Genomic DNA, 25479 nt, shown 5'->3' on the forward strand with positions numbered 1-25479 from the left:
ACTAAGTTTTATCTTATCTGACACAGTCATTTTAGTGCTTACAATAACTATAATAAATTAAATATAGACTTTCAGATTAGGATAATCATCATGTCTCACACCTCATCACTTTCTTCTCATGCTCGATTTATTGCTCTTCGCCTTCTCCCTAATGAGGATGTGATTATGGCATTACGACAGATTATTAAAGAACAAAATCTGAAATCGGCATTTATTGCGGGTTGTGTGGGGAGTTTAACAGATGTGGTATTACGTTTCGCAGGTCGTGAAGAAAATCGTTATATTACAGGTAAGTTTGAAATTGTTTCACTCATTGGCACATTAGATGCCTCAAGTGAACATCTTCATTTAGCGGTTTCAGATGAAAATGGATTAATGTGTGGTGGACATATGATGCCAGGTTGTACAGTGCGCACAACGCTAGAGCTCGTTATTGGTGAGTTAGAGCAAGTGACTTTTAGCCGTCAACCTTGTAAACACTCTGGTTATGAAGAGTTAGTCATCACGCCGCGTAAATAAAATCCCGCAGATAAGAGAATATATTTACGCATCTGTAATAAAACCAATAATAACTACTCTTTTACAAAGGTTTTTTAATTATGTCTACAACTCCCCTTATATCGAGTCGTACTCTAGTTCTTATTGTGGTCTCTATCGCAATTAATATGATCGGTGGTCAAATTACCTCGATGCTTAAACTCCCCATTTTTCTAGATTCTATTGGCACATTAATTTGTGCATTATTAGGTGGCCCTTGGGTTGCTTTATTTACTGGCTTATTGACAAATCTATTGTGGGGATTAATTAGTGGTCCTATAGCAGCTGCTTTTGCTCCTGTTGCCATGATGATCGGATTAAGTGCAGGTTTACTGGCTCGTGTTGGTGGTTTCCGCTCTCTTACTCGCGTTATTGGCTCTGGGATCCTTATCACTTTGGCTTTAATGTTGGTCGCTGTGCCAATTCGTACTTATTTATTCGCCGGTACAACCGGAAGTGGTGCTGATTTCTTTGTTGCTTATTTCCATGCTGTTGGCGAAGGATTAGTTGAATCTGTTGCTATTACTGTGTTGGGCGCTAATCTTGCCGATAAAATATTATCCGCCATTATTGCATGGATTTTAGTACGTCGATTACCACAACGAGCACAACGTAATTTTCCATCGATGGCAAAGGTTAGTTGACAATGCACCCGTTTACCTCACTTGCACTCTGGTTTTGGCTTAGTGCGAGTGTTATTTATCTACCTTTAGATTTGCCATTGCTACTTATCAGCAATGGCGTTTTTATTAGCGTATTAATCTGGAAAGCGTCACGCTGGCGGTGGCGCTTTATCGCATGGTTAATGATCCCAATGGCTATCGGATTATGGCTAGTTCACAGTGGATGGCTTGCCCATTGGATAACCAATGCGCCTTTAAATACCAGTAACCAACATGCTGCTACTGCGCTTTGGTTAAGATTATTAGCCATAATAAGCGCCGCACAATTATGGCTACAATACACAACTACTGAACAATTTATAAAAGCGCTTTTTGCGAGCCGTTTACCTGTTAGCTTTTCTTATCTCTTAGCTGGACCATTATTACTTGTAGAACAATTAAATCAGCAACTGCAAAATATAAAAGAAGCACAATTAGCAAGAGGTGTTCCCCTTGATGGTAACTTTTATCAGCGTTTAAGCGCTTTACCTGCTGTTATTTTTCCTTTAATAAGTCATACCCTAAGTGAATTAGCTATTCGTGGCGCAGCATTAGATATGCGAGGATTTCGGATTATTGCTAAAAGAACCACGCTATCACCACCTACTGATAGCTCACTTCAAGTAGTTCTTCGTTATGCCATTTTATTAATAATCCTTATTGAAGGGGGGATTTGGTTATGGTGGTAAATTTACAGCAACTCAGCTTTACACCTAAAAATGAAGAACGGCCAATTATAGGACCTATTGACCTTCAACTTTATCAAGGTGAATGGTTAGTCGTATTAGGCGGCAATGGCAGCGGAAAAAGTCTACTAGCTCAACTCATCGCTGGCTGGTTTCCTGATTTACTTAGCGGCACAATTCAAGGTTCAGGTATTGTGCAAGAAATTGGTTTAGACAAAAGCCGATTAGTTTCTTTAGCCCCTGGACGTCAATTAGTACAACAATCCCCGCAATTACAACTCTCTGGCTGTGCTTTTACTGTTGAACAAGAAGTGGCTTTTGGCCCTGAAAATATAGGGTTAAGTGCCAATGAAATTAGGTTTCGTATAAAGGAAGCGTTAGCAATAACACAATGTGAAAAACTACGCTTTCGTCACCCTGCCACACTATCAGGTGGAGAAGCTCAACGTGTCGTTATTGCTAGTGCACTTGCTATGCATCCCCAGCTTTTATTATTAGATGAAGCCTTTAGTCGTTTAACATCTAATGCTACACAGCAATTGCAGCAACAAATTAAGCGTTATGCTAAAGAATATAATTGCAGCGTAATTGTATTTGAACGCAATCTACTTCCAGCAATTAGCTTAAGTGATCACTTTTTATTATTAGAAGCCGGAAAAGTAAAATCTCAGGGCTTATTGCAGCAAGTTTTTCCTATGGCTATTTCAACAGTTAATGCACCTGATGCGTGGCAAGCATTTGCTTGGTTGGTTGAACAAGGTCATTGGAAACAGCCCATTGTTGATAATGACCAAGCATTACTTAAAGCATTTAAGGAGTCTTATGCTACAGCTTGATAAAATTACTTATCGTTGGAGTGAAGATGAGCCACCTTGTATATCACAACTATCTTTAACACTAAATAAAGGTGAATGGGTAACATTAGTTGGCGATAATGGAGCAGGAAAATCTACATTATTACGCCTAGCCGCTGGGTTATTAAAACCTGAGCAAGGCACCGTTCAATTAAACGGACAAAACTTATCTCATATTAAAGCAGCTCAACGTGCTTGTCAGATTGGTGTGTTATTTCAAGAGCCTGAACGTCAAATTTTTCATAGCACAGTAAAAGATGAAATTCTTTTTGGCTTAAAACAACGTAAAATTCCTAAAGTAGAAAAAGAACATCTATTAAACGAAACACTTGAACTTTGTGGATTAGCAGATGTGGCTAATATTCATCCTCTCGATTTACATGCAGGCCAACGTCGAATGGTTGCCGTCGCCAGCTTAAGTATCGTTTCTCCTCAGTTATTATTATTAGATGAACCAACACGTGATTTTGACGCTTACTGGTTAAAAAAATTTGAATATTGGCTGAATATACAAAAAAAACAAGGTACATCAGTGCTGGCAATTAGCCACGATCTTGATTTTTCTGCTCGACATTTCCGCCGTATTATTCATTTATCTGCGGGTCAATTAATTGCTGATGGTGTACCAGAACAAGTATTAATTAATCCAACACTTCAGCCACCCTCTGTATTACCAGCACCAACACTTTATTCGTTAAGTAAGAGATTAGGTTTACCTATTAAAAACAACCCAACACAATGGGCTAAAATGTTAATTGCTAGAAAATCTGCATTATAATAAATGATTGAGATAATAAATTATTAAATATTAAAATTTAATTACTATTAATTAAAACATTAGCCGTAATTTAGCTTACGGCTAAATTGTTCTAAAATTTACATCTCAGAATATAATATTTAAAATTTACTTTAATTTTTAGGTAGCGTTTTCATATCAATAACAAAGCGATATTTCACATCACTCTTTATCATTCTCTCAAATGCTTGATTAATATTTTTAATATCAATTAACTCTATATCTGCCGTAATACTATGTTTACCACAAAAGTCCAGCATCTCTTGGGTTTCTGCTATTCCACCAATGCAAGATCCTGCAACAGCTCTGCGCCCAAATATCATAGCACTCGTATTAATTGTTGGCTCAATATCACCAATTAAACCAACAAAAACTAATGTGCCATCAATCATTAATGTTGGTAAATAAGGGTTAATATCATGGGAGTAAGGTACTGTATCAATAATGACTTCAAACTCATTTTTTACAGCATCCATTTGTGCTTTGTCGGTAGATAATACAACATGATGTGCACCTAAACGACGCGCATCAGCTTCTTTATCAATTGAACGTGTAAATAATGTCACTTCAGCACCGAGTGCATGGGCAAATTTTAACGCCATATGCCCCAAACCACCCAACCCAATAATGGCAACTTTACTCCCCTTAGTGACTCCCCATTGGCGCAATGGCGACCATGTCGTAATTCCTGCACATAATAAAGGCGCAACACCTTCAGGTGCTAAATTATTAGGAACATGAAGTACAAAATCTTCAGCACATAAAATAGCTTGCGCATACCCACCATAAGTTACTCGATTATCATGACGATCATGGCTATTATAAGTAAAGGTGAATCCCTCTTCACAATATTGTTCTAATCCTTGTTGGCACGCAGAACAATGGCGACAAGAATCCACCATGCATCCAACACCAACTAAATCACCTACTTTAAATTTATTTACTTTATTTCCTACCGCGGTTACATGACCAATAATTTCATGCCCTGGTACTATAGGATAGATACTTGCATTCCAATCATTACGTGCTTGGTGTAAATCTGAATGGCAAACGCCACAATAAAGAATATCAATAGCGACATCATCTTCACGTAACGAACGCACTTCAAATTGATAAGGGGCTAAAGGAGCTGATGGTGATTTAGCAGCATAGCCAAGGATCTTATTTACCATTTAAACAATTCCCCTATATATTAATAAAAAATTAAAAAATATCTGAAATCATACTTATTTAGCATAGCTGTTATTGAAATAATTGCTTTATATCTCTAAGTTTTGTTAGCATATGGTGCAAAAAACAAATTTCATTGAAAAATTAAAACTCAGTGAACATAAATATTATTTATATAGATTAAGAATAACTGGAGAAAATAAAAATGGAGATATTTAATTTCATTATTGATTCATTAAATCATTTATCTCCAATAACGTTATTTGTCTCTATTACTTTATTAACAGCCGGTAAATCGACGATAGGTATTTCTTCCTTTTTACCACCAGCATCACTTATGTTGTTATTAATATTTAGTCTTTATTTACCCACTTATTCACCTATTTTTCTTTGGCTTGCAGCTGGTTGTGGCGCTTTATTAGGCTCTATTATGAGCTATAAACTTGGCCGCTTTATTTATCGTTTTCCTCGCCTTGAAAAAAGAGTATCTCGTTATCAATCGAAAATTAATCGTCTACAGCAATTATTAAAAAGCAAAACCTATTGCATTATTTTTATTTCACGCTTTCTTGCAGTATTGCGTTATTTAACGCCGTTTAGCGCAGGGTTATTAAAACTACCCGCCTATGGTATTTATATAACCAGCGCAATATCTGCATTAGTTTGGTCTGCACTTTTTGTTTTAATTGCAACTGGAGTGCTTAACATCACGTTATAACAAGCTGACGACTCAACCCATTACTATTCAGCGACTTTTTCTTTTGCTACCACTTTTCCATTATCCCACACGCATATTTTAGCTGTTCACTTAACATGATTAGCTTATCTATTTTCATATTTCTTAACTATTTTTCTTATTATTCATCTTAATTAGTCTTTTTATGACTTATTTGTCTAATTCCTCGGATTTTTACCTTACTTTTAGTGTTTTTTCTCACTGCTTATTTTCTTATCGATATTTTCTGTCGTCTTCCCTAGTTAACACCATAAATATGATTAAATTTTACATAATCACAAAGATGATCACAGTTTGTTATCTTTTTGTTTTAAATTAATCAAGTTAGTTCACAATTTTCTAACCTTTATTTACCTATTGAAGTTGTCATGTTGTATACAAGTTAGTGTGAAACATTCACCTGCATTTTTATGTACAGGAACAACAACATCATGAGAATAAAAAAAACAAAGCTCGCCATTGGTCTTGTTGCTGTTATTGCTGTTATTTCATTAGCAGTGATCGGCAAAAAAGAGAATGCGAATAAACAATTTCTCTCTGTAGCAACTGCATCAACAGGAGGAACGTATTATCCAATGGGGGTCGGTTTGGCCAATGTTTGGAGTACACATTTAAAAGATAGAGGCGTGCAAGTTACAGGGCAATCCTCTGCAGGATCGATAGAAAATATCTATCTAATGCAGAAAAATGAAGCTCAGCTTTCCATTTTACAAAGCTTATTAGCAGTAGAAGCTTACGATGGCGTGCGTAATTTTGAAGGTAAACCAGAAAAAAATCTGCGTTCTATTTCAATGTTATGGCCTAACGTAGAGCACTTTGTTTTGATGGATAATAAAGTGAAAACTGGCACATTAGAGGATATTCGCTCAACCAGCTTTTCTGTTGGCCCACAAGCCAGTGGTACAGAACAATCTACGATAATTATTTTACAAGGTGTCAATTTAACCAAAAAAGATATCACACCTGAATATCTTGGTTATGGAGATACCGTTTCAGCTATGCGTGATGGTCGCCTTGATGGTGGTGCGTTACCTGCGGGTGTTCCTGCTTCTGCGGTAACAGATATGTATGCAAGTGGTGTAAGTGCAAAATTACTTGAAGTCACCGACAAGCAATTAGACGATATCAATAATATTGCCAACTCCTGGTTTCGCTTTGAAATACCCGCGGATACCTATCCTCGCCAAACTGAAAAAGTAGACACTATTGCTCAACCTAATATTTTGATGACCACCACCGCAATGGATGATGAGTTAATTTATGAACTCACCAAAACCATGTTTGAAAACCTACCAGAGGTTCATCAAGTACATAGTGCTGCGAAATACATCACCACAGAGAATGCATTAAAAGGTGTTTCTGTGCCACTCCATCTTGGTGCTTATCGTTATTACAAAGAAATTGGGTTAGAGATCCCCGATTATCTTATTCCTCCAGAAGCCCAAATGCAGATTAATAATAAATAACAGGAGTGAGTTATGACAATAAATAATGACCATTTAACTCCGGTAGAACCCCCTGCACTAGATAAAGAAGCCGGCTCTGGTAGTCGTCAGCTTGCAGGTATTTACCTTAAAATTACTACAACCCTTGCCATTTTAATTTCGCTGTATGCTATTTACTCTAATGCGTTATCAAATACACAAGAGTTTTATCGTAATACTATTTTTCTTAGTGGGATCTTAATTCTAGGATTTATTCTTTTCCCGTTTTCTAAGCGTTTTTCAACACCTAAGTTTAATCTCTGGGATTATCTTTTTATTGCCTTAACATTAATTAGTTATGGTTATTTTTTCCTTAATTACGTTGATTTACATGTAGTCAGAAAAAGTATTCCTAATACGACTGATTATGTAATGGCGATACTTGGTATTATTGTCCTTTTTGAAGCCGCCCGTCGTACTACAGGTTACTTTATTCCTGGCCTTGCAACTTTCGCTATTATTTACGCCCTATTTGGTCAGTATTTTATGGGGATTTTTGGTCATGCGGGATTTTCAGTAGAAAGATTGTTATACCGCTTATTTATGACCAGTGAAGGCATATTTGGTATTACCCTATCAACAGCATCAACCGCTATTGTGGTATTTATTTTATTTGGATCATTTTTAAGTGTCAGCGGGGCTACAGCACTATTTAATGATTTAGCATTAGCCATTGCAGGTCGCCGTCGTGGAGGTCCTGCACAAGTTGCGGTTATTTCATCTGCATTAACGGGTTCATTAAGTGGTAGTGCTGTTGCTAACGTAGCAACAACGGGAACATTCACCATTCCTTTAATGAAAAGCATCGGATTAACGCCACGTTTTGCTGGCGCAGTAGAAGCAACTGCCTCAACGGGTGGAATGATAATGCCGCCAATTATGGGTGCAGCGGCCTTTATTATGGCGGGCTTTTTGGGTATTTCTTATACCACTATTGTTATTGCCGCCATTATTCCAGCACTGCTTTATTACGCCGCATTAATTATGGCAATAGATATTGAAGCCAAAAAACAAGGATTAAAAGGATTAAGTAAAGAAAATATTCCTCGAGTTAAAGCCGTATTAAAAGCCCGTGGTTTATTACTATTACCCCTGGTGATTGTTATTGGCACATTACTTGTCGGAAAAACGCCAATTTATGCAGGATTTTTAGGCATATTAACCATTATTGTCGCCAGTTGGATTACGCCGGATAAAACTGTTCGAATGACATTAAGCAAAGTCGCTGATGCCTTAGCTGAAGCCGCAAGAGGCTCTGTACAAGTTACCATCGCTTGTGCTGCCATTGGTGTCATTATTTGTGTTGTTACCATGACAGGTATTGGCGCCACATTAGCCTTTAATATTGTCTCGATGACTGACAATACATTATGGATGATCTTATTAGTCGTTATGTTGGTGTGTATTGTATTAAGTATGGGTTTGCCTTCAACTGCATTATATATTGTTGTTGCCGTTACAGTGTCACCTATATTGATTAAAGCGGGTGTATTACCTTTAGCCGCGCATTTCTTTGTATTTTGGTTTGGTGCTCTTTCTAATATTACACCACCAGTAGCATTAGCCAGTTATACTGCCGCGAGTATAGCAAGAGCAGATCCAATGCAAACGTCATGGGATGCTGTTCGTTTAGCACTACCCGGCTTTATTATTCCGTTCATTCTTGTTTATAACCCTGCATTATTAATGCAAGGCGATAACTTAGGTATATTCTCTATTGGATTAATGATTATTACTGCATTAATAGGAATTTATGCATTAAGTATTGCTACCGCTAATTTTTGGATGGTGAAAACAACATGGTTTGAACGCATTGCATTTGCTGGTGCGGCTATTTTGATGATCAAACCGGGCCTTTATACTGACCTAATGGGGATCGGCTTAATTATACTTACTGGTGCATTCCATATTCTGCGGTCTAAAAAGCAATTAAATAATATGGGGCATATTCCCGGAGAAAACTAGATGATACAAAAGATCTCACGCCAAAAAGCGTCACATCAGATCCTTGACCAAATAAAGCAAAGTATTTCGGACGGTACTTATCCTATTGGTGAAAAATTACCTTCTGAAAATGTTCTCGCTGATGCCTTTGGTGTTAGTCGGGTTCCAATCAGAGAAGCATTAGGTGTATTAGAAGCGAGTGGCATTATTACCTCACGTCAAGGTGGAGGTAGAAGAGTTATCGACCATTCAATACTGAGTAAATACGAACCGATAGTAATGGAAGTAGCTTGTCCTCAAGAAATCGATGCGTTGCTTGAAATGCGTGAGGTCATTGAACATGAAGCGGCTGCAATTGCCGCTTTGCGCCGAACACCAGAGGAACTAGTGGCTATTGAAAATGCGCATCAAGCATTTATTTTAGCCACAACACAAAATAAAAATATTGGCCATAAAGAAGATTATCAGTTTCATCGCACCATAATGGTGGCTTCTCATAACCCATTTTTTGTTCGTATTTTAGATAATATGCATGAACTTTATCTTGGAGTGCTAATGTATTCATTAAGCCAAAATAAAGGACGAGAGGCAGAAACTGAACGTGTTATCGCTGAACATGAAGCGATAGTTGAGGCAATACGTCAACAAGATGGTGATGAAACCAGTCATAAAATGCGCCTTCATTTAACCAATGTACGTGGCAAATTAAATCGTTTACAGCAAGAGAAACGTTAACAATATATTTAGCAAAATGGATAATATTATGACTTATGACGTTATTATCATCGGTGCAGGATTAGTCGGATTAGGGGTTGCAAGTGCACTTCAAGAGAGTCAGCCCGAACTTAAATTACTGGTGATTGATAAAGAATCTGGCCCTGCTATTCATCAAAGTGGCCATAACAGTAATGTTGTTCATTCAGGTATTTATTACACACCTGGTAGCTTAAAAGCGAAACTTGCCAAACAAGGTAATATCACTACTTATGCATTTTGCCAACAGCATAATCTTTATTATGATCGTTGTGGTAAAGTCATTGTTGCAACTAATGAAAGTGAGTTACAAGCATTAGAAAAGATTTATCAGCGCGGTATTGAAAATGGGCTTGAAGTAATAAAAATGACACAAAGCGAACTCAAAGCCAGAGAACCTTATGTGAATGGCATTGCCGCTTTATTAGTACCAGATGCTGGTATTGTAAATTACCCTGAAATTGCCGCCAAGCATGTAGAAATCATCCAATCACGCAATGGTGAATTCGCGTTTAATCAAGCTGTTACTGCTATCAATGAAACTGATGATGTTGTTTCAGTGACTACATCAAATAATCAATTTACAGGTAAATGGCTAATTAATTGCGCTGGATTATTTAGTGACCGTATTGCAAAAATGGCAGGATACAATACCGGAATGAAAATAGTCCCTTTTCGTGGTGAATATTTCATGCTTAATAATAATAAAAACTACTTAGTGAATCACTTAATTTACCCTGTTCCTAACCCTGATTTTCCTTTTTTAGGCGTGCATTTTACTCGTATGTATAACGGGCATCGCGATGTAGGCCCTAATGCTGTACTCGCCTTTAAACGTGAAGGTTATAAAAAGAGCGATATCAACTTAAAAGATTTGGCTGAGGTATTAACTTATAAAGGTTTTTGGAAAATAGCCGGAAATTATTTTGGTGAAGGAATGGCTGAATTACGCCGTTCTTATTCTCGCAAACTTTTTACTCAAAACGCACAAAAACTAATTCCTGATTTACGTGAAGCAGATATTCATCCCGGCCCTGCTGGTGTTCGTGCTCAAGCACTCACACAAGATGGAAAGCTCGTAGATGATTTTCATTTTGTAAAAGGAAAGCGTTCATTACACGTGTGCAATGCGCCTTCACCGGCAGCAACCGCTTCTATTGAAATTGGTAGAGAAATAGTAAGAGAACACTTTTTATTATAATAATTATCTGTTTTTATTTGTGAATAAAATAAAAAGCACTGTATTTTATTTATTCAGTGCTTTTAGTAAATTAATTACCGCACTCTTTTAACGCCTCATCCATTAACCACTGCTGAAATATCTCCATTGAAGTCGTAACTGGTTTAGATTTTAAATACGTTAACCAATATTTTCCTATTTCAATCTCAATGGGAAAAGGCTGAACTAATTGACCACTTGCGATTTCACGTGAAAACATTTTTGCTGGCGCTAATGCAATACCACCCTCATAAATAGCTGTTTCAACCATTAATCGCGAAGAATCAAATATTGAGCCAGAAACTTTGAATGTTGAAATATTGGCAGCATAGCACCATTTTTCCCACTCATCCTCTCGATAAGAACGATATAGATTTTCATTAATTAAATCATTGGGATGATGTAAACGTTTTGCTGTTTCTGGTGAACATAATACCGTTAATGGTGCTGAAAATAACACCTTATTATGCGTTAATGGCCATAAACCCTCACCAAATCTAATCGCAAAATCAAGTCCTTCGGTTGCTAAATTAACAATGTTGTTATTGGTTCTTAAACTTATTTCAATTGCAGGGTGTTGCTGTTTAAATTCTGCTAATTTAGGTAATAACCACCCTACTGCAAATGTACCAACCGCCGCAATTGAGACTACTTCACGATATTCACCGCGTTCAAATTGTTTAAAAGCGCGCTCGATATCACTAAATGCATTGGTTAATACTGAAAATAAAATTTGGGCATCATCCGTCATTTCCAATCCACGAGGTAATCGTCTAAAAAGTACTACACTTAAACGGTTCTCGAGCATTCTAACTTGCTGACTGACAGCGCCTTGAGTGACATACAGCTCTAACGCAGCTTTGGTAAAATTAAGATGTCTTGCTGATGCTTCAAATGCTCTTAATGCATTAAGAGGAAGATGTGTGCGCATAATATTCTTAGCCAATAGATTTTCTCTAGGCTAAGGTGATTTATTATCGATTGTCAATAAAGTGATTTAATAGGATATTGCGCTACAGTGATAATTATAACTCTTAATTTAGTTATAACCCATTATCTACATTGAGATTTCCTTTATTAAATTAATCTAGGCTTTTATGACTATGTTTAAAAAATATTTTCGTCGTTCCGCAATGATAGCAGTTTCATTAATATCACTTTTAGCTTCATCAACTTTATGGGCGCAAGATAATAGTGCTATCGAACAACAATTAGCGGCACTTGAAAAAAGTAGTCAAGGTCGTTTAGGTGTTGCTTTAATTAATACTACAGATAATTCACAAATAATTTATCGTGGTAATGAACGCTTTGCTATGGCAAGTACCAGCAAAGTAATGGCAGTAGCGGCATTATTAAAAGAAAGCGAGCAAAAAGCAGATTTATTAGATAAGAATATCAGCATAAAACAATCAGATTTAGTCGCTTATAGCCCAATAGTTGAAAAGCATTTAACGACAGGAATGACATTAGCCCAACTCAGCGCTGCAACATTGCAATATAGTGATAATACAGCAATGAATAAAATCTTAGCGCATTTAGGTGGCCCAGAAAAAGTCACTCAATTTGCTCGTTCGATTAATGATATAACTTATCGCCTTGATCGTTCTGAGCCAGAATTAAATACGGCAATACATGGTGATCCTCGAGATACAACATCGCCATTAGCGATGGCGACAAGTCTTCAGACGCTAACTTTGGGTGATGCGCTAGGTCAATATCAACGTAATCAATTAATAACTTGGTTAAAAGGCAATACAACGGGTGATAACAGCATAAAAGCCGGTTTACCAAAACAGTGGATTGTAGGTGATAAAACAGGAAGCGGTGATTATGGCACCACCAATGATATTGCTGTAATTTGGCGTGAAAATCAGGCACCACTTATATTAGTCATTTATTTTACCCAGCAAGAAAAAAATGCAAAACCACGTAAAGATATCATTGTTAAAGCCACTGAAATTGTAACAAAACCGTTTATTAAACAAAATTAAGTTTAAGTATTAATTAATATTTTTATAACAATAATAGCCTGTTGATTCGCACCAACATTTAATCTCTATTATATAAGGGCATCTTTATTTATTTGCATATATCTTTATATGCCTGAAATATATCGATTCAATAAAATTAGATAATTTAATTAATCCATCATATTAAAAAGCCTCTTATTAAGAACTAAGAGGCTTTTATATTGAAAAGTAATGTTGTGTGATTGTTTAAATTTACTTACATCTAAATTTTTATAAAAAACTTAAAGCGGCAGAGCAAAACTAACTTTAACGGTTTCCATTGGTACTTCTGTTTTTATGCTTTGGATACTTGGGATTTGTGTTAAATAATCGGCATGAAAACGACGATAAGTCGCTAAATCTTTTGTCACGATGCGGATCAGTGCATCACATTCACCCGCCATTAAATGACATTCAACCACTTCTGGTAATACTTTTATTGCTTTTACAAACTCTTCAATGGTTTCAGCATCTTGTGCTCTAAACCAGATACGTGCAAATAAAGACAACCCAGCATCAATTTTACTACCATCTAAAACCGCAACATAACGAGTAATAACGCCAGATTCTTCTAGTAAGCGCACACGTCTTAAACACGGGGATGGTGAAAGTCCAACTTCTTTTGCTAATTCAATGTTCTGGATTTTGCCGTCGCGCTGAAGCACCTGCAAAATATGTTTATCTATCTTATCCAATTTTATTGACATCAAAGATTAACCTTAGCTCTATTTATGGAATTTTATTGCCAATTAATTATTTTTGTTAGCAACAAAGCAACCCGATTTTTTCGAAAACATCATATAATTTTTCAGCTAAATTTCACAGCAAAAACAATGTTCAACCCAACATATTTATATCAGGTGAAAAAGATGGAATTTAACACTTTATTATTATTTGCTCTGACAGTATTGCCACTTATTTGTACTCCAGGGCCTGATATTTTATTTATCTCATCACAAGGTCTTGCCAGTGGAATGAGAACCGCATGGATAGCCAATGCTGGCGTAATTAGTGGGTATCTTACTCATGCCCTTTTCAGTGCATTAGGTCTTGCCACTATCGTTGCTGCATCACCTATTTTATTTAACTTACTTAAATGGATAGGTGTTGCTTATATCGCCTATCTTGCTATTAAAATGCTGTTATCTGCATGTAAAAAAGGTAATTTAGTCATTTCTGCAAATAAAACCTCTCATATTTTTCGTAAAGGTTTTTTAACCAGTTTTCTTAATCCTAAAGGATTGCTAGTCTATTTAGCTATTTTACCAAACTTTATTGATAGTCATAATGATATAGCTCTGCAATCTATACTGTTATCAACAATATTTATTACTACTTGCTTGGTAATTTACGGTATTTTAGGTTCAGTTTTTGCTTATATAGGCTTAAAAGGTGGCTTGTCTGATAAACGTCGTCGCTATAATGATGGCATTGCTGGTGGATTACTCACCTGTGCAGCTGTCAATCTCGCCTTAAATTAGCATCAATATACATACAAAAAGTATTTCACCTTATTTGACCACTGATGTTGACTATTTTATTAATTGACTATTTCAGTGGTCGAATATCCGCCCATAATAGTTGGCTGTTTGCGGTTAATGGGCTAATTTCTCCTTCCCGAATATCAGGTAGCCACCAAGCACCTTGTCCTTTGGAAATATGTTGGCAAGTAGCACCTGTTAATGTCCATTGTCCCTCTATTACATAAATTAAACCAGCATGAGAGCTCGGCAAAATTAAGGGTTGTGTCACTAACGTTGTTTCTGCTTTCCAACAGGTTCGACGCACCATAATATTTAAACATTTAACCGCCCCTTCGATTAATTCAGAGCGTACATGTATATCACCTGAAAAATCGAAAGGTTGATAAGAGGTCGTCACAGAGTGATTAAAAAAACCAGGACTATTTAAATTAACACCCTTACCTTCTAACAATACCATTTGCCGTTCTATATCTGGGAATTGGCCTAGTGAACTATTATCATCAATCGATGTTAAACATGCGCGCCATGAAAAATCATTATTAACCGGCCAACAAACAATTTCTTGTGTTGTTCCTCGTTGATTACTCCATGAAATAAACGGTAACTCTTGTTGATCAAAACAACGTAATTTCATTGTCTCCTCCTACAATATCTGGCTAATTAGTCTGATAGTGAGGTCAAGGATCAATCATTGGAGATTACCGTTCATAAATCAATAAATAACTTTTAAAAATGTGCGCCAACATCGGCTATTTCTACGCTATTTTCGGCGTAGTTTGCGGCATCCTTCACCAATAATTTCCATTCCACGTTCTGTACGATTATTCCATTGAAACGAAGAGTTTAAACGAAAGGCATGATTAAATTGGCAACTGGTTGAAAACATAGAACCCGGTGCAATACTCACCCCTCGTTCTAAGGCGAAATGATAAAGTTTATTCGCATCAAACTCTGATTCAAATTCAACCCATAAAAAATAGCCACCAATAGGAATATTAACTTTTACATCATCAGGAAGATGCGTTTGTATTGCTTGCAACATACGATAACGTCTTTGTTCTAGCAATAATCTTAAACGACGAAGGTGTGTATCATAACCGCCCTGGGAAAGATAATCAGCAATAGCTTGTTGTGTTGGCATACTTGCCGATACTGTACTCATCATCTGCAATTGCTGAATTTTTGTTGCGTGTTTACCTGCTGCAACCCAGCCCACCCGAAAACCTGGTGCTAAACATTTAGAAAACGAAGCACAATGCAATACGCTATTCGATTTATCAAAACCTTTTACAGGCATCGGTGCTTTTGGACTGTTATACAGTTCGCCATACACATCATCTTCAATTAAAGTGATTTGATTTTTCGCTAAAATATCTACCAGCTTAATTTTATTTTCATCAGGCATAGTTCCACCTAATGGATTTTGACAGTGACTCATTAACCAACATGCTTTGATATCGTATTTCTCAACAACTTTCTCCAGCTCATCTAAGCAGATACCAGTTACGGGATCTGTTTTAATAGCAATAGCTTTCAAGCGTAAACGTTCTATCGCTTGTAATGCACCATAAAAAGCGGGTGATTCAATCACAACCCAATCACCCGGTTCTGTCACGGCTTGCAAGCTAAAACTCAGCGATTCCATTGCACCTGCTGTGATTACAATCTCATCAGGTGAGACATGAATTCCTTGTAAAGCATAGCGTTGAGCAATGTTACGCCGTAACTTTTCATTACCCGGTGGTAAGTTAATTACTGAGCTTTGAGGTGCTAAATGCCTTGCTGCTGCCGCTAATGCGCTACTTAATTTTGGTTGAATAAAAAGACTAGGATCAGGAAATGCCGAACCAAAAGGAATAATATCAGGATCTTTACAGGCTTGGAGCACATTGAAAATAGAGGTACTTATTTCAACATTTTCGCTCATATGCAGCCCTTTACTGGCGGTTACCTGACCAAAACGTGTATTACGATGTGCAACATAATAACCGGATTGTGGCCGAGCAGTTATCCATCCCTGACTTTCTAATAATTGATACGATTGTAAAACCGTCATTAAACTTAAGCCGGATTGTTTAACCGTATCTCGCAATGAAGGTAAACGGTCGCCTGATTGCCAGATATTATCTTCAATCTGTTGACGAATTTGCGCTGCAAGCTGTTCATATCGAGTCATATAAAACTGTTTACCTCAAAACTGTTATAGTCATTTTTAAACTTATTGTCACTATTATAGTCTACTTTCATATGGTCTACTAATCCACACGATTTACCTGCAATTTACATATTAATAACGAGGTTTTTTATGCTTGGGTTAAGTGCCTTTGATTTGGCGCGTATCCAATTTGCGTTTACAGTTTCTTTTCATATTATCTTCCCTGCTATTACTATCGGACTTGCTAGCTTTTTAGCGGTATTGGAAGGTTTATGGTTAAAAACCCGCAATAAGGACTATTTAGCGCTATTCCATTTTTGGTCAAAAATATTTGCTGTTAACTTTGCTATGGGCGTTGTATCAGGTCTGGTTATGGCTTATCAGTTTGGTACAAACTGGAGCTTATTTTCGGATTTTGCAGGCTCCATAACGGGCCCGTTACTGACTTATGAAGTCCTTACCGCCTTCTTCTTAGAAGCGGGATTTTTAGGCGTTATGTTATTTGGTTGGCATAAAGTCGGTGAAAAACTCCACTTTTTTACCACTTGTATGGTTGCGCTAGGTACATTGATGTCCACATTCTGGATCTTGGCATCAAACAGCTGGATGCAAACACCACAAGGATTTGAAATCATTAATAACCAAGTTGTTCCAACTGACTGGCTTGCTGTCATTTTTAACCCTTCATTTCCCTATCGCCTTGCACATATGGGTGTTGCTGCTTTTCTTGCTTCTGCCTTCTTTATTGCGGCTTCTGCAGCTTGGCATCTGCTTAAAGGTAATACCTCATCGGCAATGAAAAAAATGCTTTCGATGTCTTTATGGATGATCCTTATTCTTGCGCCTATTCAAGCATTAATTGGTGATGTGCATGGTTTAAATACCTTAAAACACCAACCAGCAAAAATAGCTGCAATTGAAGGGCATTGGGAAAATAAACCTGGCGAAGCAACACCTCTTATTCTTTTTGGTATGCCTGATATGGATGCTGAAAAGACAAAATATGCGTTAGAAATTCCTTATCTTGGCAGTCTTATCTTAACGCATAGTTTAGATAAACAAGTACCCGCACTTAAAGAGTTCCCTAAAGAAGATAGACCCAATTCACTTATTGTTTTCTGGTCATTCCGCATTATGGTTGGTCTTGGCATGTTAATGATTTTAGTGGGCGTTTGGGGAACATGGTTGCGTTATAGAAATAAACTATATCAATCAAAAGCTTTCTTACGCTTAACATTTTTAATGGCGCCATCGGGTCTTATCGCTATCCTTGCTGGCTGGTTTACCACAGAAGTTGGCCGTCAGCCTTGGGTTGTTTATGGCATACAACGAACACGAGATGCGGTTTCAGCTCATGGTGAAATGCATATGAGCATTAGTTTGCTGATCTTCTTTGTTGTCTATAGTTCTGTGTTCGGTATCGGATATGCCTATATGTTAAAACTGATCCGTAAAGGTACACCGGAGGTTCAAAATGGGAATTGATTTACCAGTCATTTGGTTCATCATAATCGTATTTAGTACACTGATGTACATCGTTATGGATGGCTTCGATCTCGGTATTGGTATGCTCTATCCTTTTATAAAAGATAGACAAGATCGTGATTTAATGATGAATACTGTTGCTCCAGTTTGGGACGGCAACGAAACATGGTTAGTACTTGGTGGCGCTGCACTTTTTGGTGCCTTTCCTCTGGCTTATTCCGTGATCCTCGATGCACTTGCAATGCCTTTAACGTTAATGCTTGTTGCACTGATATTCCGAGGGGTTGCGTTTGAATTCCGCTTTAAAGCGGATGATAACCACCAATCTTTTTGGGATAAAGCCTTTATTGTCGGATCAGTATTAGCAACATTCACACAAGGTATTGTTGTCGGTAGTGTTGTTCAAGGGTTACCCGTGGTTAATCGTACTTTCGCGGGCAGCTACCTTGATTGGCTAACACCATTCCCTCTCTTTTGCGGTCTTGGTTTAGTTATTGCCTACTCATTATTGGGTTGTGGCTGGTTGATTATGAAAACCGAAGGTCACTTACAACAAAGTTTATATAAAGTTGCCAAACCATTAACCTTAGTAATGCTTGCGATTGTTGTCATTGTCAGTGCATGGACACCATTAGCTCAACCCGCTATTGCTGAACGTTGGTTCTCTTTACCTAATATTTTCTTCTTTTTACCTGTGCCATTACTGGTTTTATATAGTGCATGGCTAATTATTCGCTCAGTAAAAAGAAAGGGACATTACCTGCCTTTCTTTGGTGCATTAGCGATTATTTTCTTAGGCTTTGCTGGATTAGGCATTAGCATTTGGCCAAATATTATTCCACCGGCAATCAGTTTTGTCGACGCATCTGCACCGCCAGAAAGCCAAGGTTTTATGCTAGTGGGCGCACTATTTATTATTCCAATTATTCTTGTTTACACATTCTGGAGTTACTACGTATTTAGAGGAAAAACTCATGAAGAAGGCTATCACTGATCCAGCAACAGAAAGCAAACCCTCATTACTTAAAAAATGGGGATGGCTTATTACCATTTGGTTTTGTAGTGTAATTGCCTTGTTTGCGGTTTCTTCTCTCTTTCGATTTTTAATGACAGCAGCCGGAATGAAAGTGAAGTAGGCAATAGATACACACAGCAATATAATAATAAAAATCAAGGGCTGAGTTATTTTCAGCCCTTTTCTTTTACATAAAAAATATCATATTAATTAATATTTTTCTTACTTTGTAAATAATTACCATCATCATCAATATAAATAATTGTCACTAGCTGGTTAGGTGTAATCGCGCCTTGATATTGAATTTGTTGTTTAGAAAAAGGCGCTATCATTGTTGTACCTACAAATGGTTTATCTTCTTTATCTTCAGCGTATATTTTTGATATAGTAAAAAAATAGGCACTTGGGTTGCTTATTTCTAAATTTATTCCTTGCTGATTTATTTTTATGTCATCAACAATTTCATCAGGCTTTATATCAATTTGGATTGGTCGATAGAAAAGCTTAATTCTAGTTTGTAACGCTAACTGTAATGTATTTTGATTCAATTTATTCGATGATTTTGGTGCAATATCTAATACATTTAAATAAAAAATAGATTCTCTATCTTGGGGGAGTTGATTTTCAAATTGCTTTATTTTTATCTGTAGTCCGTCATTGGCTGTTATTTTCGCAATAGGCGGAATAACCAAAAAAGGCGCAGAGGTTGTTTCTGGCGTCGATTCAATATTGCCTTCATCAATCCAACTCTGAATGAGTGTCGGTTGCTCACTATGATTAAAAACTTGTAATGAAACTATCGGATTATCTGATGAAAATATTAAACGAGTACGTTCAAGCACAACACTTGCATAAGTTAAATGGGTGAAAAAAATAAGCATTAAAATAAAATAAGTACGTATTATGCTTTTCATTTTTTCTTCTCTAGTTATATGACATCACAACAGTTGCAGTACTTTCTATTTTTCCTTGCGTTACTGCATTAATATTATAAGGATAATAATAGGCTGCCATATTTATCGAGAATGTAGGTGAGATAGTATTTCCTTTTATAACACTAAATATACTTGTTGCACTTCCTTGAGTACTTACACTATCAGAAAAAATAAGTGGACTAGTTGTGTTATCACTTTTTACTACACGAAATCCGACGCCACTTGCGCCTTGCACCCTTGTATTAGTTAATACTGACTTATCATTAGCTAATAAATTTTGACTAGATAAAAACATACTAATATCGCGAGATGCTTTTGAACCGCTTAAGAAATCTTGGCAAGTAAAATTTAATGTAAAAGGTGTATAACCCGCTTTATCTACAGTTTTAGCATCTTTAATACTGACTAATGGTAATGCGACAGTTAATCCCGCATTAGAAAAATTACAAGTTGTCATTACAGGATTATAGGTAATCTGCATCGGCTGCAAAAATATATCATTCTGATCAACAGGCCATTGCCAAGTTAATAAAAATTGTACCAACTTCACAACAATGTTAATTAACCATTGTATAATCCCTAAACTAGAAGCATCAGAGGCTAAAATAACCGGTGTTACAACCGCTGTATTTCCACTCACCTCAGTATAATTAGAAGAAGGTTTGCTATTAACTAAGGTAAATTTTAAGGTGAAATTAGTATCCAAATCAGATGCAGGATGTGTCCCTGCTGTAATGTCGGTCACTCTATCCTTTTCCAAATATGTCAGCGTAATAGATACAAATTGCTTTCCACCATTAAACCCTATTGTTCCAACCCGATTATCTGCAAAGGGGGAAGCAATACCTACTGTATTAGGAAACAATCCCCTTGCCGTGCATTTAAATGTCCCTGGAAATATTGTTCTACTTGTTCTTGTTGCCGTTGTTGAAGTGCTATTTAAATCAGTTGATAAGTCAAAATTAATATTAGGTGCAGTTATGGTACTATCTGGCTTGCAATTTGCCATGGCTTGTTGACTTATTGTTCCTAATAAGAGTAAAAACATAAAGGTAGATGATTTCATGATACTTTCCTTTATCGACAGATATTACGATTTACATCCATCGTATTTATTAAATTATTAATTACGCACTCTTTTTTTCCTGCTAAATTTAATTTTACATATACAGAAGATGGCAATGTGTCGCTCTTTAAATAAAGCACGCCCGATTGCCCTACATATCCAATACTTTGTTTTTTATTATTTAAAACCTCTGTACCAAAAGGCAGGCTCTCATTATTTTCTAAAGAAGCTTTGATAATAAAAGTTTGCCGTTGATCGGTCGCAATAGTGAGATAATTAACAGCACCTAAATAAGGTGTTACGTGCGTTATATTCCCTACCATTTCAGCATTAGACGGCTTTTCAGTATTGGTTAGCGTATAAGTATTAGTACGATAAGGAATAGTGTTTGCCACTAACACAACACCTTGATTATTAGTTAACGTAGCTTTATTCCCATTCACCATCATATTATTCGCCATAGGCGCATCAATAATAGTGTAAGTTTTTCCTGTATCACCTGAAAAAACAATATGATTAGGAATAGCAACAATAGTGCCTCTGGTACCTAATCCACCTTGGCGATAATCATTTGCTTCAGTATAAGATGCCGATAATGTACTATAAGGATGACGATAACTAACGTTTGCACCGACTAAATTATTTCCGCCTGTTTGATTAGAAGTCGTTAAAGTATAATTCATCAAATCATCTTTACCGGCTGTGCCACTCAAACTTAATGTAGATTGCTGATAACGTGAATCAGCAGCATAAATAGAAGTATTAATATTGGCTCTTTTATCAAAAAATGAAATCGGCACACTGACATTTAGATAATAACGAGTTTCGTCTTCGTTATCATAATTTCTTAATTTTGATACCGAAAAATTGTAAGCAATATCTTTATAGTTATTTGAATAGCCTAATTGGTATTCTCGGTTATTACCCTGCGTATTCCAATAATTACGATGTGTTCCTGAAAGAAAAATAGCGCCTCGCTGACCACCCAAATATTGATTTAAATTTATCGTAAAGGTGTTTTTTGCTCTAGAACCTCTCAGCGCATCAAATGTTGTTAAATCTAAATCTGAAACTGTATTATTATTATCTTGCTGTTTAGCAATCTCATTTTGATAATCTTTCCAAGCTTGATAATTATCATGAGAGTATATTGAATCTACAAAACTGTAATAATTACTGGTAGAGTATCGATAAGCAGCTAACGTTAAATTGGTTAGTGTTGCATCCATATATTTACTATAAGCAAGGCGAAAGCTTTGCCCAGTCTTTTTTCCACTTTGCAAATCTGCACTTGCATGCGTTATATCAGCAGATATCGCACCAAATTTAAAATTCCAACCACTACCAATTAATGCAGAATAATAATCTTCACTAACAATACCTCCTGCATATACAGTAACCAGATTATTTACACCATAATGAATTTCACCTTGCGCAAATTTAGGCCGATAATCGGTATTATTAATTCTAGATTCACCCATCATCACATTATAGCGATAAACCCCTTCTTTTAGCATATCGGGCACAGCAGAAAATGGTACAGTGAATGACTCCCTTCGTCCGTCTGCTTCTTGAATTACGACTAGAAGATCTCCACCACCAGCGGTAGGCTGAATATCTCTAAATGAAAATTCACCAGGTGGAACATTCTCTTGAAAAACTAAGTTTTCATTTTGATAAACACTAACTAAAGCATTTGTTTGTGCAACCCCTCTAATAATAGGGGCAAACCCTTGGCTTGAATTGGGTAACATCCCCATTTCAGTTGAAAGAGAAATACCTCGAAATGAAATACTATTAAAAAGTGCGGCTGGTGTATAAAAATCACCAATTGTTAGCCCTGCCGTTATTTCACTTAATGCTTTATAAATATATCGAGTATTATTTTTCCACTGATGCTTTCCATGTGAATAATAAGAATAGTTAGATTCATCACGAAACTGCCATGAACCCAAATTAATACCCGAGTTTATATTTGCAAAAAAATTTTCATTATTACTCTTATTGCCATTTTTTTCTTTGTAATTATAGTAATTTATATTATATGCTAGGATTAATGCAGATATTCCTTGTTGCCAATAACTTGCATCCACATAACCGACTTCTGATTGTTTAACCGAAATTTGAGGTGCTATAACATCTAATCTTAAATTATTAATATCTAATTTTGCACTAACACCTTTAGCTAAGTTATCAACTAAAATGGGTTCATCTTTATCTATTTGCTGTTTAGCTTCTAAAGAAAGATTCAGGCCTAATTTATTTACATCCTTAGCGCCAAGGCTAATATTAGGTTTTTCTCCACTAATATTAATTTCAAACTGACCTTTCCACACTTGATTAACATATATATCAACCAATTGCTTTCCTTCAGGCACTTTATCTTCTATATAAAATCTGGATATATCTCCATGCTTTGATTTTCCTACTAATAAAGACGTATCAAATCCCTCTGCATACAGATTTTGTGTGTAGTTTTGCATTCCTATAAAAATAAGAATTGAGAGATACTTTTTATTTTTCACGATGTTATCTCAATTAGAGTTTAATATTCTGTGATTTATAAACACCAAAATCATCAACATAAATAACAACAACTGAATTATTTTTTAGTTTATTAATTAATGGTAACTCACGCGAAGATAACGGAGGTATCATTTCAGCCTCAGTAAGGGTTATACGAGGAGTTCCCTCTGTTGAAATAGAAGCTATTGTAAAATGATATTGTGAGTTATTTTTGACTAAAACTTTATTACCTATTAATTGATAAGTTATTTTTTCATTAACCAAGGCTGGATCATCTGTTAATGCTTTAGGGCGATAAAAAATTTTTATTCTTGTTTTCATTACTAATTGCAGATAGCTTTTTCCATTCATTGCCTCTGCATTTTCTGGAATATCTAATACATTTAAATAATAAACCTGTTCAGTATTATTTGGTAATTGCTCATTTGATATTTTAATTTTTAGTAGTTGACCTTGTTTTCCTGCAATTTTTACTATTGGTGGATATAAATAAAAAGGGGATATGGCATTTTCTGGCGTTGAGTCAACATCACCATTATCTATCCAACTTTGAATAAGAGAAGCTAAATTTCCATTATTCGTTAGTTGAATATTAATGCTTTCTGTACCTTCATTATAGATAATCCGAGTACCGTTAATAATAACATTCGCATAGACACTTATTGAGGAAAAAAAGAGTATTATAAATGAGATTAATTTTTTCATCATTATAGTCCTAAAAAGCCAGACTCAAATGAGTCTGGCTTTAAATATTATAAATATGAGACTGTATAGATAACATTAGAATGTACAGGACCTGTTTTAGCCGCTGTCGCATTTGTTTTATAATAGCTTGCAATTAAACGTAAGGTATCTGAATCAGGTGCTGTTTTATCACCTTTAATACCTGTATCAAATGTCGCATTTAAAGGAATAGCAACCGTTGGAGCTGCTGTTGTAGATAAACTAAAGCCTACGTTTTTAGCCACCAAAGGATCATTCTCATTAACAGTATCATTAATTAAATATAATCCGTTTGTAGAAATATTATTTGCAGAAGAGAAATGTATTTTTAAATTGCTACCACTTGGTGTTGAAGCTGGAGCACAGTCAGAGAATGTTAATGCAAACTCCTTTTGATTCTTTGTAATCACTGTACTTGCAGTTGTTCCTGCATCTGTCACCGTAATTGGATCTAATAGAATAGAAAAATCCGCACTATTGCCTCCATTAATAGTACATGTCGTATCACTAATAGCACCAGAGAAAGAAATAATACCACCCGCGCTATTAGTTGTAGCAAAAGCTGACGCCGATAAAATAGCCACTGATAATAATGACAGTGGGAGTTTATTTTTAAACATATTTAACTCCGAGAATAGATTAGCATTCAATTAGCAAGAATAAGCTTTTATTATTGCCATCATTAACTAAAGGTGACTAAAGAGAACTCTAGTCATTTTTATATTAGATACACAAAAATAAGCTTGCCAGTTATTTTAATTATTTTTTTGCGAGCGTGACTTAAGTCAAATTAATTGGTCAATATAGAACTATTTAATATATTAATGTTTTAATTTTTTTATTTACGATAAGATTAAAATATATTTTTATATCTTTATTATATTCTTATGTGATTATCATTATTAATCTATTAATAATTAGTTTTTATTTTAAAAATAATCATTAAATTAAAATAATTATAAATAATTTAAAATTTTATTTATAAAAAAACAGATAAATAAAACATATTTAAAATGTTTTAATCGTTATAAATTGAAAGTATCTTATAATAGTTATTCACTATCACTCACCTAAATAGATAGTTAAATCAAAATAAAATCAGCATGTTATAGTGCATTCTATTCTTTGATTTTTTGTGTTGTTTTGCCTATTTTTTCACGATCAAAATCACAGTTACTATTGATAATGACTATCATTATTAATTAAAAATGATAATATCTACGATAAATAATTCAACTAA

At 35.8% G+C, this 25479-nt stretch carries 24 protein-coding genes and 1 pseudogene; 15 read left to right on the forward strand and 10 right to left on the reverse strand.

The window, feature by feature from the left end:
- The first annotated feature begins 90 nt into the window (after positions 1-90).
- From PH4a_RS16395 to PH4a_RS16415, 5 genes and pseudogenes are all read left to right on the forward strand, one after another.
- Positions 91-519: a PPC domain-containing DNA-binding protein gene (locus PH4a_RS16395; RefSeq protein WP_129041285.1), complete on the forward strand. Its 429-nt coding sequence runs from the start codon at positions 91-93 to the stop codon at positions 517-519.
- Positions 520-599: 80 nt separating this feature from the next.
- A complete protein-coding gene (locus PH4a_RS16400) occupies positions 600-1181 on the forward strand; it encodes an ECF transporter S component (RefSeq protein ID WP_064720071.1) in 582 nt (193 codons plus the stop codon).
- Between the two features lie 2 nt (positions 1182-1183).
- A complete protein-coding gene (locus tag PH4a_RS16405; RefSeq protein WP_129041287.1) occupies positions 1184-1888 on the forward strand; it encodes an energy-coupling factor transporter transmembrane component T in 705 nt (234 codons plus the stop codon).
- Positions 1879-2721 (forward strand): energy-coupling factor ABC transporter ATP-binding protein, encoded by an 843-nt coding sequence (locus PH4a_RS16410; RefSeq protein ID WP_129041289.1) that lies wholly within the window; start codon positions 1879-1881, stop codon positions 2719-2721. Before PH4a_RS16405 ends, PH4a_RS16410 begins: the two co-directional genes overlap by 10 nt.
- Positions 2708-3376, forward strand: a pseudogene (locus PH4a_RS16415) (energy-coupling factor ABC transporter ATP-binding protein); the annotation flags it as partial. The gene PH4a_RS16410 and the pseudogene PH4a_RS16415, both read left to right, overlap by 14 nt.
- Positions 3377-3648: 272 nt before the next feature.
- Here the strand turns inward: PH4a_RS16415 and PH4a_RS16420 are convergent.
- Entirely contained in the window at positions 3649-4707 is a 1059-nt protein-coding gene (locus tag PH4a_RS16420; RefSeq protein WP_129041293.1) for an NAD(P)-dependent alcohol dehydrogenase, read from the reverse strand.
- 203 nt (positions 4708-4910) lie between these two features.
- Between PH4a_RS16420 and PH4a_RS16425 the strand changes: the two genes are divergently transcribed.
- The 5 genes from PH4a_RS16425 (at position 4911) to lhgO (ending at position 10823) form a co-directional block, all read left to right on the forward strand.
- Positions 4911-5423, forward strand: a complete 513-nt coding sequence (locus PH4a_RS16425) for a DedA family protein (RefSeq protein WP_129041295.1) — start codon at positions 4911-4913, stop codon at positions 5421-5423.
- Positions 5424-5872: 449 nt separating this feature from the next.
- Complete coding sequence (locus PH4a_RS16430) at positions 5873-6907, forward strand: TAXI family TRAP transporter solute-binding subunit (protein ID WP_129041297.1); 1035 nt, start codon at positions 5873-5875, stop codon at positions 6905-6907.
- Between the two features lie 12 nt (positions 6908-6919).
- Entirely contained in the window at positions 6920-8890 is a 1971-nt protein-coding gene (locus tag PH4a_RS16435) for a TRAP transporter permease (protein ID WP_129041299.1), read from the forward strand.
- On the forward strand, positions 8891-9604 hold the full coding sequence (locus PH4a_RS16440; protein WP_129041301.1) for a FadR/GntR family transcriptional regulator: 714 nt from the start codon (positions 8891-8893) through the stop codon (positions 9602-9604).
- Between the two features lie 16 nt (positions 9605-9620).
- Complete coding sequence (gene lhgO / locus PH4a_RS16445) at positions 9621-10823, forward strand: L-2-hydroxyglutarate oxidase (protein ID WP_129041303.1); 1203 nt, start codon at positions 9621-9623, stop codon at positions 10821-10823.
- A gap of 70 nt (positions 10824-10893) precedes the next feature.
- Here lhgO and PH4a_RS16450 read toward each other — a convergent pair whose 3' ends face one another.
- Positions 10894-11772 (reverse strand): LysR family transcriptional regulator, encoded by an 879-nt coding sequence (locus PH4a_RS16450; RefSeq protein ID WP_129041960.1) that lies wholly within the window; start codon positions 11770-11772, stop codon positions 10894-10896.
- A gap of 172 nt (positions 11773-11944) precedes the next feature.
- Here PH4a_RS16450 and bla point away from each other — a divergent pair, with 172 nt between their 5' ends.
- Positions 11945-12832 (forward strand): class A beta-lactamase, encoded by an 888-nt coding sequence (bla, locus tag PH4a_RS16455; protein WP_129041305.1) that lies wholly within the window; start codon positions 11945-11947, stop codon positions 12830-12832.
- A 260-nt stretch (positions 12833-13092) separates the two neighbouring features.
- Here bla and PH4a_RS16460 read toward each other — a convergent pair whose 3' ends face one another.
- The gene (locus tag PH4a_RS16460; RefSeq protein WP_129041307.1) at positions 13093-13557 is read right to left on the reverse strand and encodes an Lrp/AsnC family transcriptional regulator; all 465 of its coding nucleotides are present in this window, start codon (positions 13555-13557) and stop codon (positions 13093-13095) included.
- Between the two features lie 162 nt (positions 13558-13719).
- Between PH4a_RS16460 and PH4a_RS16465 the strand changes: the two genes are divergently transcribed.
- Complete coding sequence (locus tag PH4a_RS16465; RefSeq protein WP_129041309.1) at positions 13720-14331, forward strand: LysE family translocator; 612 nt, start codon at positions 13720-13722, stop codon at positions 14329-14331.
- A gap of 67 nt (positions 14332-14398) precedes the next feature.
- Here PH4a_RS16465 and PH4a_RS16470 read toward each other — a convergent pair whose 3' ends face one another.
- Positions 14399-14968 carry a HutD/Ves family protein gene (locus tag PH4a_RS16470; RefSeq protein ID WP_064720084.1) on the reverse strand — a complete coding sequence of 190 codons (570 nt, stop codon included), beginning with the start codon at positions 14966-14968 and terminating at the stop codon, positions 14399-14401.
- A 126-nt stretch (positions 14969-15094) separates the two neighbouring features.
- Positions 15095-16510 (reverse strand): aminotransferase-like domain-containing protein, encoded by a 1416-nt coding sequence (locus tag PH4a_RS16475; RefSeq protein WP_129041311.1) that lies wholly within the window; start codon positions 16508-16510, stop codon positions 15095-15097.
- 129 nt (positions 16511-16639) lie between these two features.
- Between PH4a_RS16475 and PH4a_RS16480 the strand changes: the two genes are divergently transcribed.
- From PH4a_RS16480 to PH4a_RS16490, 3 genes are read left to right on the forward strand one after another with little or no spacing between them, the layout of a single operon-like run.
- Positions 16640-17974 (forward strand): cytochrome ubiquinol oxidase subunit I, encoded by a 1335-nt coding sequence (locus PH4a_RS16480; RefSeq protein WP_129041313.1) that lies wholly within the window; start codon positions 16640-16642, stop codon positions 17972-17974.
- Positions 17964-18968, forward strand: coding sequence for a cytochrome d ubiquinol oxidase subunit II (gene cydB / locus PH4a_RS16485; RefSeq protein ID WP_129041315.1), 1005 nt, complete (start codon positions 17964-17966; stop codon positions 18966-18968). The genes PH4a_RS16480 and cydB overlap by 11 nt, the downstream gene beginning before the upstream one ends.
- Positions 18949-19110 (forward strand): DUF2474 domain-containing protein, encoded by a 162-nt coding sequence (locus tag PH4a_RS16490; protein ID WP_074379352.1) that lies wholly within the window; start codon positions 18949-18951, stop codon positions 19108-19110. Before cydB ends, PH4a_RS16490 begins: the two co-directional genes overlap by 20 nt.
- Before the next feature lie 85 nt (positions 19111-19195).
- Here the strand turns inward: PH4a_RS16490 and PH4a_RS16495 are convergent, their stop codons facing one another.
- The 5 genes from PH4a_RS16495 to PH4a_RS16515 are packed head-to-tail and all read right to left on the reverse strand — an operon-like array spanning position 19196 to position 24859.
- On the reverse strand, positions 19196-19903 hold the full coding sequence (locus PH4a_RS16495) for a fimbrial biogenesis chaperone (protein WP_129041317.1): 708 nt from the start codon (positions 19901-19903) through the stop codon (positions 19196-19198).
- Between the two features lie 10 nt (positions 19904-19913).
- On the reverse strand, positions 19914-20990 hold the full coding sequence (locus PH4a_RS16500) for a fimbrial protein (RefSeq protein WP_129041319.1): 1077 nt from the start codon (positions 20988-20990) through the stop codon (positions 19914-19916).
- Between the two features lie 11 nt (positions 20991-21001).
- Positions 21002-23515, reverse strand: a complete 2514-nt coding sequence (locus PH4a_RS16505) for a fimbria/pilus outer membrane usher protein (RefSeq protein WP_129041321.1) — start codon at positions 23513-23515, stop codon at positions 21002-21004.
- A 13-nt stretch (positions 23516-23528) separates the two neighbouring features.
- Positions 23529-24224: a fimbrial biogenesis chaperone gene (locus PH4a_RS16510; RefSeq protein WP_244212910.1), complete on the reverse strand. Its 696-nt coding sequence runs from the start codon at positions 24222-24224 to the stop codon at positions 23529-23531.
- 44 nt (positions 24225-24268) lie between these two features.
- Complete coding sequence (locus PH4a_RS16515) at positions 24269-24859, reverse strand: fimbrial protein (RefSeq protein WP_129041323.1); 591 nt, start codon at positions 24857-24859, stop codon at positions 24269-24271.
- Positions 24860-25479 lie beyond the last annotated feature (620 nt).

This window comes from Proteus hauseri (assembly GCF_004116975.1).
GTDB lineage: Bacteria > Pseudomonadota > Gammaproteobacteria > Enterobacterales > Enterobacteriaceae > Proteus > Proteus hauseri.